The 12033-nt window shown below is 33.8% G+C and carries 12 protein-coding genes; all 12 read left to right on the top strand.

Features of this window, described 5'->3' with window-relative positions; all coding sequences use genetic code 11:
- Nucleotide 1: 1 nt before the first annotated feature.
- Nucleotides 2–952 carry a phospho-N-acetylmuramoyl-pentapeptide-transferase gene (gene mraY, locus BW929_RS08935; RefSeq protein WP_076545115.1) on the top strand — a complete coding sequence of 317 codons (951 nt, stop codon included), beginning with the start codon at nt 2–4 and terminating at the stop codon, nt 950–952.
- 32 nt (nt 953–984) lie between these two features.
- A complete protein-coding gene (murD, locus tag BW929_RS08930; RefSeq protein ID WP_076545113.1) occupies nt 985–2334 on the top strand; it encodes a UDP-N-acetylmuramoyl-L-alanine--D-glutamate ligase in 1350 nt (449 codons plus the stop codon).
- A gap of 9 nt (nt 2335–2343) precedes the next feature.
- Nucleotides 2344–3438, top strand: a complete 1095-nt coding sequence (gene ftsW, locus BW929_RS08925; RefSeq protein ID WP_076545111.1) for a putative lipid II flippase FtsW — start codon at nt 2344–2346, stop codon at nt 3436–3438.
- Nucleotides 3439–3445: 7 nt separating this feature from the next.
- On the top strand, nt 3446–4549 hold the full coding sequence (gene murG / locus BW929_RS08920; protein ID WP_076545110.1) for an undecaprenyldiphospho-muramoylpentapeptide beta-N-acetylglucosaminyltransferase: 1104 nt from the start codon (nt 3446–3448) through the stop codon (nt 4547–4549).
- 42 nt (nt 4550–4591) lie between these two features.
- The gene (gene murC, locus BW929_RS08915) at nt 4592–5965 is read left to right on the top strand and encodes a UDP-N-acetylmuramate--L-alanine ligase (protein WP_234978087.1); all 1374 of its coding nucleotides are present in this window, start codon (nt 4592–4594) and stop codon (nt 5963–5965) included.
- Nucleotides 5966–6000: 35 nt separating this feature from the next.
- Nucleotides 6001–6696 (top strand): cell division protein FtsQ/DivIB, encoded by a 696-nt coding sequence (locus BW929_RS08910; protein WP_076545106.1) that lies wholly within the window; start codon nt 6001–6003, stop codon nt 6694–6696.
- Between the two features lie 119 nt (nt 6697–6815).
- On the top strand, nt 6816–8102 hold the full coding sequence (gene ftsA, locus BW929_RS08905; protein WP_076545104.1) for a cell division protein FtsA: 1287 nt from the start codon (nt 6816–6818) through the stop codon (nt 8100–8102).
- A gap of 58 nt (nt 8103–8160) precedes the next feature.
- Nucleotides 8161–9246, top strand: a complete 1086-nt coding sequence (gene ftsZ / locus BW929_RS08900) for a cell division protein FtsZ (protein WP_076545102.1) — start codon at nt 8161–8163, stop codon at nt 9244–9246.
- Between the two features lie 66 nt (nt 9247–9312).
- Entirely contained in the window at nt 9313–10215 is a 903-nt protein-coding gene (locus BW929_RS08895) for a biotin/lipoyl attachment domain-containing protein (RefSeq protein WP_076545100.1), read from the top strand.
- Nucleotides 10216–10219: 4 nt separating this feature from the next.
- Nucleotides 10220–10924 (top strand): YggS family pyridoxal phosphate-dependent enzyme, encoded by a 705-nt coding sequence (locus BW929_RS08890; protein WP_076545098.1) that lies wholly within the window; start codon nt 10220–10222, stop codon nt 10922–10924.
- A gap of 17 nt (nt 10925–10941) precedes the next feature.
- Nucleotides 10942–11214, top strand: a complete 273-nt coding sequence (locus tag BW929_RS08885) for a YggT family protein (RefSeq protein ID WP_076545096.1) — start codon at nt 10942–10944, stop codon at nt 11212–11214.
- 11 nt (nt 11215–11225) lie between these two features.
- Nucleotides 11226–12014 carry a YlmH family RNA-binding protein gene (locus BW929_RS08880; RefSeq protein WP_076545094.1) on the top strand — a complete coding sequence of 263 codons (789 nt, stop codon included), beginning with the start codon at nt 11226–11228 and terminating at the stop codon, nt 12012–12014.
- The last annotated feature ends 19 nt before the right edge of the window (nt 12015–12033 follow it).

Raw genomic sequence — 12033 nt, 5'->3', positions numbered from 1 at the left:
AATGCAATATATTTTAGCCTATCTTTTGCCACTATTAGTAATTATATCTGGTGGGAATATTTTTATTAATTATATAAAGAGAATTAATTTTGGCCAGCAGGTACGTGACTATGGTCCGGAAAGTCATCTGCAAAAAGCAGGAATTCCAACTATGGGAGGGCTGTTAATTATACCTGTTTTTTTGTTAGTTTCCCTTTTTTTTGTATCTTTGAATTTTGAAACTGCTGCGGTTTTGTTATCAACCTGCATTATGGCTTTAACAGGCTTTTTAGATGATTTTTTAAAAATAAAACTGGAAAGATCTCTGGGTTTAAAGGCCTGGCATAAGATAATTTTACAGACAATAGCAGCCCTGGTGATTGCAGTAACTGCAGTTTTTATATCCGAGCAGCAAAGTTTAATTATTCCTTTTTTTGGTGCCTTAAAAATAGGTAGGCTCTTTAAATTTTTTCTGACTTTTGGAGTTGTAATAGGCAGTTCTAATGCTGTTAACTTAACTGATGGATTGGATGGACTGGCGGCAGGGATAACTGCTGTTGTTTCTGCTTCATTTGCGTTAATATTTTTCTTTCAGGGTCTTGAGGACTATAGTCTTTTAATGTTGATAATGGCTGGTTCAACTACGGCTTTTCTCTGGTTTAATGCTAATCCGGCCTCAATTTTTATGGGAGATGTTGGTTCACTGGCGATAGGAGGTTTTTTGGGAGCTGTAGCAGTTTTGACTGGAGCAGAAATTTATTTACTTATTATTGGTGGAATCTATGTAATAGAAACTATTTCAGTAATGATTCAGGTTCCTTATTTTAGGATTACTGGTGGGAAAAGAATTTTTAAGATGACGCCTCTTCATCATCATTTTGAGCTCAGCGGACTGGCAGAAAATAAAATAGTATTTCGCTTTGTGATTATTACAATTATATTGTCTTTATTTGCAATTAGTTCATTAATGTAATTGAATATAAATTTTAAAGGAGTTAGATTTTATTGAATTTAGATTATCAAAAAGTCGCAGTTTTTGGTTTTAGTCCGAGAACTGGTCTTGAAGTTGTGAAATATCTTGCAAAATTTGATCTGGAAATTATTGTTTCAGACTCTAAAACTAGAAAAGAGCTTGATCATTTAATAGCTCAGGTGGATTGTGATCAAATCAAATATGAACTTGGAAATGGAACAAATGAGATCTTAAAAAGTGATTTGATTATTTTAAGTCCTGGAGTTCCTTATGATCTGGAAGTTTTAAAAAAGGCGAGAAAAAAAGGTATTGAGACAATTAGTGAAATAGAATTTGCTTTTAGACAGTCTGAGGCTGAAATAATTGGGATTACTGGAACCAATGGCAAGACCACTACTACCGAACTTCTGGGAGCTATGTTAAAAGATCTGGATGGAAAAGAGGTTAAAGTAGCAGGAAATATTGGAGTTCCTTTTATTTCAATTATAGATCAGCTCCAGCCGGGAGAAAAGGTGATTTTAGAATTAAGTTCTTTTCAGCTGGAGGCGATTGAGGATTTCAGAGCAAATATGGCTCTATATCTAAATTATAGTCCGGATCATCTTGATCGCCATCACAATGAAGACAATTATAAAAAGGCCAAAAAAAATATTTTTGTCAATCAAAAAGAAAATGATCAGGCAATTATTAATTTTGATGACCCCTATCTTTATCAACTACAGCAGGAATTAAAGGCTAATGTTATTGGTATCAGTTCTAAATCTCAAAATGCGGATTTAATAATAACTGAACAGGAAGCTTTTTATAAAAAAGATGATTTAAGGCTGCTTGATTTTAGCAAGATTAATCTGCCTGGGGAACACAATCGGAAAAATGCTGCTTTCGCAGCACTGGCAGCTTATCTGGCTGGTCAGAGTTTAGAAAAGATCCAGCAGGCAGCTGAAGAATACAGACTGCAGGCACACAGAATGGAATTAGTTGATAACTCGAGAGGTTATCGAATTATTGATGACTCTAAGGCTACAAATCCTGCCGCTACGATTAAAGCTTTAAAAAGCCTGGAAAATAATATAATTCTGATAGCAGGAGGCCAGGATAGAAATGCTGACTTTACTGAACTTGCCTCGTTAATCCGGGAAAAAGTTAAAACTTTAATTTTAGTAGGAGAAACTGCAGCAAAAATAGCTCTATTATTTAAAGACAGTGAACTGGAATTAATTAAAGTTAAGAGTCTGGAAAAGGCTGTCGAACTAGGAGTTGCTAAATTAAGTCAAAATAGAACTTTGTTATTATCTCCTGCCTGTCCAAGCTGGGATATGTATTCGAGTTATAAAGAGCGCGGTAAAATATTTAAGAAAAGTGTTTTAAAAAATGTTGATTAAGGAGAAGTTATGAGAAAAAAGCTGCCCGATTTAATCTTATTATTTACAATTCTGGCTCTGGTACTAAGTGGTCTAATTATGATTTTATCAGCCAGCTCAGTCAAAGCAGAGCAACTTTTTTCTAATAGTTATTACTTTTTTATAAATCAGCTAAAATATCTGGTTGTTGCTCTTGTTTTATCAATAATTATTTATAATTTAAAATATAAAAAATTAAAAGAACTGGCCCCTTATTTTTTACTGCTATCACTGGGAACACTAATCCTGGTTTTAATTCCAGGTATCGGAAAAATAGCAGGAGGTTCTAGACGATGGCTGCCTCTGGGCCCGATTAGTTTTCAACCATCTGAGCTTGCTAAATTTACAATTGTGCTCTATCTAGCTGCGTATATAGATAAAAATAAAGATAAAATGAAAAATTTCAAAAAAGGAATTCTCCCTCCCCTGCTTGTGATAGCTTTAATATCTTTTTTAATATTACTGGAGCCTGATCTTGGTACAGCAGTTACTCTGGCAATGGTTGCAGCTGTTATGATTTTTATAGGTGGAATCAGAATTTCTGTTTTTATTTTTCTGGGTTTAATTTCTTTTCTGCTTTCACTGGGGGCTATTATAACTGAACCCTATCGTCGTGAGCGATTATTAACTTTTTTAAACCCCTGGCTCGATCCTTTAGATAGCGGTTATCATATCATTCAATCTTTGCTGGCCCTGGGCTCTGGAGGACTTTTTGGAGTTGGTGCCGGAAACAGTCATCAAAAGTTTTTGTATTTACCTGAGCCGGGTACAGATTTTATTTTTGCTGTACTGGGAGAAGAATTTGGACTGCTGGGGACTTTGTTTATTATAAGTTTGTATTTTTTGCTGGCCTGGCGTGGTTTGAAAATTGCAGCTAAAGTTGATGATGTTTTTGGATCAATGCTGGCTGTAGGAATAACTTCAATGATAGTTATTCAGGCTTTAATAAATATGGCAGTCGTAACCTCTTTGATGCCAGTTACCGGAATTACTCTGCCGCTTATTAGTTATGGTGGTTCTTCACTTGTTATTAACTTAGTGGCATTAAGTTTATTGTTAAATATATCATGTTATGTTGAAGGATGAGAAATTTATGAAAGCAATTATTACAGGTGGTGGAACAGGTGGACATATCTATCCAGCTCTTGCTGTTGCTGAAGAATTAAAAAATAAAGATTGGGAAATTTTATATCTTGGATCTGATTATCGGATGGAATCAGAAATTGTTCCAGCAGCAAATTTTAATTTTGAAGGGCTTGCTGTGAGACCACTTCCTCGTAAAATTTCAACTAAAATTATATCTTCAATATTTTATAATTCTAAGGCTTTTTTTAGAGCTATTAAATTAATTTTAGAGTTTAAGCCAGATGTTATAATTGGTACTGGAGGCTTTGTAGCTGGACCAGTTGTTTTAGCTGGAGCTCTGTTAGGGAAAAAAACAGTAATCCATGAACAGAACGCCTATCCTGGAATTACAAATAAATTACTGGCCAGGGTGGTTGACCGAGTTTGTTTGAATTTCCCAGAAGCAGGTGAATATTTTAATATTAGCCAAAAAAAAATAAGAATTACAGGTAATCCTGTCCGTCCTCGAATATTTAATGTAGATTCGGAGCGTGCTCATCAGGAATTAAATTTACAGACTGAGTTAAAAACAATTTTAATAACTGGAGGCAGCCTGGGAGCTGAAGTGATTAATCAGAATGTTGTAGAACTTTACCAATATGCGCTTCAAAACAACATTCAAATTATTCATCTAAGTGGTAAAAAAAATTACAGCTTGCTTATTGATCAGCTTAAAAAATGGGGTATTGATCCCGAAAAACCTCAGCTAAAGATTATTGATTATTTAGATGAGATGGAATATGCTTTAACAGCTGCTGATATAATTATAGCTAGAGCGGGGGCAACAGGTCTTTCTGAGATTACTAGTTCAAAAAAAGCGTCAATTTTAATTCCTTTTGCAGGAGCAGCAGAAAATCATCAGCTGCTTAATGCTCAGGCACTACAAAAAAATGGTGCTGCAGTTTTGCTGGAAGAATCAGAGCTTAGTGGGAGGATTTTGTTAGATAAAGTTAGGGAGATTATTGAAGATGAGGAAAAGCTGCGCTCAATGTCAGAGGCAGCTGGGGCTCTTTCTCAAGAAGATTCTCTCAAAAAATTAATTAAAGTAATTGAAAAATTAACATCAGAATAAGAATACTTTTATTCAATATTTTTATATAATATATAGTTTAGGGTGATTATTTTGCTTAATAAAAATTCGCATATTCACTTAATTGGTATTGGTGGGGTTTCTATGAGTGGTATTGCAGAAATCCTGGCTGAAAGAGGTTATAAAGTAAGTGGTTCAGATTTAAAATACAGCAAATATCTGGACTTATTAAAAAAATATGATGTTGAGCTGTTTATTGGTCATGCAGCCGCTAATATTGAAGGAGCAGATTTAATAGTAAAAACCAGTGCTATTCCAGCTGATAACCCCGAAATTAAAGCAGCTAAAAAAGCGGGGATAAAAATTGTAAAGAGAGCAGAAATGCTTGCCTATCTGATGAGAGATAAAAAAACTATTGCTGTTGCTGGGACTCATGGCAAAACAACAGTGACAGCAATGATTGCTGCAATTTTCAAAAAAGCTAAAAAAGACCCCGCAGTTATGGTGGGAGGTTTTCTTAAAGAACTTAATGGTAATATAGCAGATGGTAAAGGAGAATATTTTATTACTGAGGCTGATGAAAGTGATGGCTCTTTTCTTTATTTTGATCCCTATTTACTTTTATTAAATAATTTGGAACTGGATCACCCTGATTTTTATCAGGATTTGGATGAATTTATGAATATTTTTAAAAGATTTGCCGATAAGAATGACAAGCAGTCAATTCTATTATATAATAAAGACGATAATAATTTGAATTCCCTCTTTGCAAAAAGAAGAAAAATCAGCACTTTTTCTCTATCAGATGGAGAGTTTACTGGTAAAAATATTGAATATAATAACTTTGAGAGTTCTTTTGATTTTTATTATCAGGATAACTTTATAGCTCAAATTGAACTTTCTGTTCCTGGAGAATACAATCTTTACAATGCTCTTGGGGCAGCGGCAGCAGCTTACAGACTAAATATTGATATTGAAGCAATTAAATTGGCTTTAAAAGATTTTAGTGGAGTTGGCCGCAGGTTTGAGTTAAAAGGAAAAATAAAAAATTCTCAAGTTGATCTGGTAGATGATTATGCTCACCATCCTACTGAAATCAGAGAACTTTTAAAAGCAGTAAAAAAAATGAATTATAAAAAAATTAGAGTTGTTTTTCAGCCTCACAGATACAGCAGAACCAGGAAATTTTTAGATGAATTTTCTTTTTCTTTTATTAATGCAGATCAGGTATATTTAACAGATATTTTTTCTGCCTCTGAAAAGAAATCTCACCCAATTTCTCTGACTGAATTTGCTGCCAAAATTGCTAAAAATTCAGATGTAGAATGTCAGTATTGTTCTGACTTTAAGAAAATCAAAGATAAACTATTAACTGAGGCTGAAGCTGGAGATATTATTTTGACTGTTGGAGCAGGAGATATTACTGAGCTTTCAGATCAACTATTAGAAAAGAATTAATCCAGTGTTGATTCTTAATCATGTGAGGGATATTAATGGAGAAAAAATATCAAATAGTATTATTAATTTTGTTTTTTATACTTTTAACATTCATTTCATTTCTTTTTTCTCCTTTTTTTGATGTCAGGGATTTTGTTTTTCATTCCAGGACAGAAATTGATAAAAATGAATTGAGGACTAATATCAATAAATTCTATGGTAAAAATTTATTATTTTTAAATGAAGAAGAATTAAAAAAAAGTTTATTAAAACATAATTTGATTTCATCTGTTCGAATAGAAAAATCATTTCCTTCAACAGTACATGTTGTCATAGAGGAAAGAACGGCTATTGCCTGGCTTAAGAATAATGAGCACAAGTTAATTTTTTCTGCCGACGGGATTATTTTAGGAGAAAAAAAATTGGATAAAGAACTATCTGTTCCTCAATTCGAAAATTTCCCTTATTATTTTTCCGGTAATAAAATAAAATTTCCTCATTATACAGATGACATGATTAAAGTATTAAATGATCTGGAATCAAATTATTTAAAAAAGATAAAAAAAGTAGATTTTAGAGATGATATTTATAGACTTTATCTGCGAAAGGGAGGCGGAGTTAATCTGGGCAGAAATAACAAGCTGGAAGAGAAGTTTGCTATTTTGAACTCTATATTAGAAAATAATCAGGATAAAGAAATTGATTATATAAATTTGCAGGTCACTAAACACCCTGTGATTAAACTAAAATAAATATTATTTTCTTTATAATAAAGGAATAATATATTTTATATTGAATTATTTAAATTGAGCCTAATTAATAAAAAAGTTTATAATAATAAGTGTTTGGATAAGAAAGGAGGTAGACTGTTGTGAAAAGAAGAAAAATAGTTACCGGACTTGATATCGGTACTACCAAGATTTGTGCATTAATAGCAGAAGTAAGTGGAGAAAATAATATAGAGATTGTCGGGATTGGTTTAGCTCCATCTAACGGCCTCCGCAAAGGAATTGTAGTTGATATAGATAAAACCAGCCATGCAATAAAAAGTGCTGTTCAAAAAGCAGAAAGAATGGCCGGTCAAAAGGTTGACTCTGCTTATGTTGGTATTGCTGGTTCACATATCAAGTCTATCAACAGTCATGGAGTAGTTGCAGTAACTGGAGACGAGAAAGAAATAAAAGAAAGTGATATAAAAAGAGTAATTGATGCAGCCCGAATTGTTCCGGTATCAGCTGAGGAAGATATATTACATGTACTTCCCAGAGAATTTATTGTAGATGGAAGTCCCGGGATTCAGGACCCTCTGGGGATGTCAGGGGTGCGTCTGGAAGTGGAAACTCATATAATTAAAGGAGCTTCTACTTCAATTCAAAATCTGGTAAAAAGTGTTTTAAGAGCTGGTTTAAGTGTGGATGAGGTGGTTTTAGAACCGCTGGCTTCCAGTCAGGCTGTGTTATCAGATGATGAGAAGGATCTGGGTGCCGTTCTGGTTGATATTGGTGGGGGAACTACTGATGTAATTGTTTTTCATGAAGGCAGTATAGCTCACACTTCAGTTTTACCTGTTGGAGGTAATCATGTAAGTAATGATATTGCTGTAGGCTTAAGAACGCCGGTTTCTGAAGCTGAGAAAATTAAAATTATGCATGGTTCAGTCTTACCGGCCGAAATTGATGAACAGGAGAAAATTGAAGTTCTGGCAGCTAGTGGTAAGGAAAGAAAAAAATTATCTCGTAAAATGTTGTGTCAGGTAATTGAGCCGCGGATGACAGAAGTATTTTCAATGGTAAAAAAGGAATTAAATAGTGCAGGATCGGCTGATCTTACACCGGCTGGAATGATTTTAACAGGTGGAGCTTCTTTATTGGAAGGATCTGAAAAGTTAGCTTCTGATATTACAGAATTACCTGTAAGAATTGGTGAGCCTGATTACGTTAGTGGACTGTCTAATGTTATTGATAATCCCGTATATATAAAAAAGGGTGATACTATACCACGAGCTATATTCTCTACAGCTGTTGGTTTAATTGAATTTGCTTTAGAAAATGAAGATGCAAAGAATAGTAAGTTAAGTAGTAATAATAGTAATAATAGCAAAGAAATTGTAAGTGGGTTTTTTAGTAAATTAAAAAACTGGTTTAGTGAATTTTTCTAATGCCAGCTGGAAGTATTCTTAAAGCTTACATATTATCCTTAACGGGGAGGGAAAATTAGTGTTTGATATTGGAACAGAAATTGAACAGTTTGCAAATATAAAAGTAGTTGGTGTAGGTGGAGGCGGTAATAACGCCGTAAATAGAATGATAGAAGAGGGACTGGATGGAGTTGAGTTTATAGCTGTAAATACTGATGCTCAGGCCTTAATGGCATCTAATGCAGGTGTTACAATCAGAATTGGGGAAAAAATAACCCGAGGGCTGGGGGCAGGTTCAGATCCGCAAATTGGTTTTGAGGCTGCAGAAGAAAATAAGGAAGAAATTTCCCAGGCTATAGATGGAGCAGATATGGTTTTTATAACTGCAGGTATGGGTGGAGGAACAGGTACTGGAGCAGCTCCTGTAGTTGCAGAAGCAGCAAAAAAGCAGGGAGCGCTAACAGTTGGAGTTGTAACCAAACCGCTGACAGTTGAAGGTAAAAAACGAATGAACAATGCTATTTCAGGGATTGAAGAGTTAAAAAATAAGGTTGATACCTTAATTGTAATTCCAAATGATCGTTTGCTTGAGGTTGCTGAAAAACAAACAAGCCTAATGGATGCCTTTAAAATTGCTGATAATGTTTTGAGGCAGGGTGTACAGGGTATTTCCGATTTAATTACAATTACCGGTATTATTAACCTGGATTTCGCTGATGTTAAGACTATTATGACTGATGCTGGTTCTGCTTTAATGGGAATTGGTAGAGCTGATGGTGATAATAGAGCAACAGAGGCGGCTAAACTTGCTATTGCTTCTCCTTTGCTGGAGGCTTCTATTGATGGAGCCAGAGGTGTATTATTAAATATAACAGGTGGAATGGATTTAGGTATTCACGAAGCCAACGAAGCCGCTAGAGTTATTCAGGAAGTAGCTGACCCGGATGCAAATATTATTCTGGGCGCTGTAATAGACGAAGAATTTGATAGTGAGGTTAAGGTTACAGTTATTGCAACTGGTTTTGATGCTGGTTCTCCTAAAAAGAGAGTTGAGAATAACTCCAGTTCCGCGGGAGAAGAAATGCCAGAAGAAGACTTTGAAATGGAAAGTTTTTCTGGTGATGATCTTGATATACCAGCTTTTTTAAGAAATAAAAAAGGATAATAATAATTAAATCCTGATGTTGCAACATCAGGATTTAAATTATCTTTTTCTTTTAAGGTGATGCTGATGGCAAAAAAAAGTTCTACAAGTTTTAAACCCTTTGTTATAATATTTATATTAGTAATTACTTTAATTATTGGAATCCAGCTTTTTGGTGCAGCTAGATTTGAGACGATACTGGCTGCCCAGGGGGAAGTTATTGATGGTTTCTGGTCTGATGCCTTAATAGTCCGGGATGAAGAAGTTATAAAATCCCCAGTATCAGGGAAAGTCAAACTTATGGTTGGAGAAGGTGATCGACTTGCTTCGGGAATTAAATTGGCAGAAATTAAATCTTCTAATCAGCTGCAGAAGATATTTAATAAAGAGGCAGGGATAGTTAGTTTTGCGGTTGATGGACTGGAAAATAAAGTTAATGCTAATGATTTAAAACAAATAAATTTAAGTAATTTTGAAGAATTAAAGGGAAATTATAGACATCTGTTGTCCGGTGACCGAATAAAAAAAGAAGAGCCATTATACAGAATTATTAATAATTTTAAACTTTATTTAGTAGCCCAAATCCCAAATTCTCAGGTAAAAAGATTTCGAACTAATGAGTTGATCTTTTTAGAACAGAAAAATTCTGATAAACTTATTGAGGCAAAAATTGTTGATATTCGTCATAATTTAAATAATACCTTTTTTGTTATTGAATTAGATCAATTTATTTCTCGCTGGATTAATAGAAGAAGAATTAATATAAATATTATTAAAAATATTTATCGTGGTATTAAAATTCCCAGGAAAGCAGTTTTTAATCAACCTTCGGGTCAGGGAGTACTTAAAGTCAGTGGTTATAACAAATATGAATTTCAGAAAGTAGTAATTTTAAATGGAAATTCTCAGTATGTAATAGTTAATGGTCTGGATATAGGTGAGGAAATAATTACAAATCCTGAGGACTTTGATTATGGTAGGGAGGCTTAGGTTAATGGAGAAAGAAAAGTTGATTTCTAACTTTAATCAGGTTAAAGAAAATATAAAAGCAGCAGCCGGTAGAGCTAACAGGAATTATCAGGATATAACTCTACTTGCTGTAAGTAAAAATCAGAGTTTAGACGACATTAAAATTTTAGCTGAAGCAGGCATCAATTTTTTTGGTGAAAATCGAGTTCAGGAGCTGGAAGAAAAAAATGAAATGTTAACAGCGGAAAATATTACCCTGGACTGGCATTTTATTGGACATTTGCAGAGAAATAAAGTAAAATATCTAATGAGAATGAAAAATTGTAAGATGATAGAGTCAATTGATAGTTTTAGACTGGCCAAAGAAGTTAACAAAAGAGCTAAAAAAAATAAAAGAGAGATACCTGTTTTGATTGAAATTAATATTGCAGGGGATGAAAATAAATTTGGAATAACCCCTGAAAAAGCTGAAGACTTTTTAAAGAAAATAACTAATTTCGATTATCTTAAAGTTGAAGGTCTAATGACCGTTTTACCATATTTAGATGATGCTGAAAAATTACGTTCATATTTTAAAGATATGAAAAAATTATTTGATCAGCTTTCAAAAGAGGTTATTCCTCTTAAAGAACTTTCAATGGGCATGTCAAATGATTATCAGCTTGCTGTGGAAGAAGGGGCTACCATTGTCCGGGTTGGCTCAGCAATATTTGGCGAAAGAGAATATTAGAATCTGGAGGAAGAATAATGTTTATTTTAGCAAGAACAATTAGCGCTATTTTTGAAATTTTAAATTTATTGATTATCGCTCGAGTTATTATTTCCTGGGTTAGACCTAATCCTGGTGATATGCGCTGGCGCAAAATAATTAAGTTTATTTATGATGTAACTGAACCAATTCTGGGACCGATTAGAGAGTTGCTGCCCAGAGGTGGAATTTTAGGTATTGATATTTCACCCTTAATTGCTCTGTTTGCACTTTCAATAATTAGAAATTTTTTGATTAATATTGTAATTTAAGGTGGGGACATATGTTTGACGAAGATAAACTATTAAATCATTTATATAGAGAAGAAGATAGAATACTGGGTTCACATATTTTAGATAAATGTGAACAGGTTTTAAAATATCATAAAACTCAGGCAACAGATTTTTTAAACCCCTATCAGATTGAGATTGCGATTCCTTTAATTGAACAGATTGCTGAAATCAATTTTAAAAAAGAGGGAGGCTATCCTGGAGCAGAAAGAAAAAGACTGGTTATTTTTCCAGAATATTTGTTTCCAGACCTAGTAGAAAAGCAGATAAAAATTTATCAACTAAATGGTAATTTTGCATTTCAAAAACTTAGTCACAGAGATTTTTTAGGGGCTCTAATGGGGCTGGGACTTAAGCGCAAAATGATTGGTGATATTCTTGTTCATTCAGATTTTGCTCAGATTATAGTGGCAGCTGAAATTGAAGATATTATTGAATTGAAGCTGGATAAAGTACATCAGGTACCCATAGAAGTTAAAGAGATTAAAGAGTCTGAAATTGTTAAACCTGTACAACATGAGAAAGAAATTTTAACTACTGTTGCTTCTATGAGGTTGGATTCAGTAGCCAGTTCTGGTTTTGGTGATTCCCGCAGTAAAATGTCAAGAGATATAGAGAATGAAAAAGTTAAATTAAACTGGAAAATAGAAACTGATCCGGCTGCAGAGGTAGAAATAGGGGATCTCATTTCTGTGAGGGGCCGGGGTAGAGTTAAGGTTGAAGCCGAAAGAGGTATTTCGAATAAAGGAAGAATCAAGTTAACTTTAAAAAGATTAACCTGATTTTAGAAGGAGGGATATT

The sequence above is a fragment of the Halanaerobium kushneri genome, from assembly GCF_900156285.1.
Classification (GTDB): domain Bacteria; phylum Bacillota; class Halanaerobiia; order Halanaerobiales; family Halanaerobiaceae; genus Halanaerobium; species Halanaerobium kushneri.
Note: the sequence above shows the minus strand (reverse complement) of the source record. Positions and strands in the feature narration are given on the sequence as shown.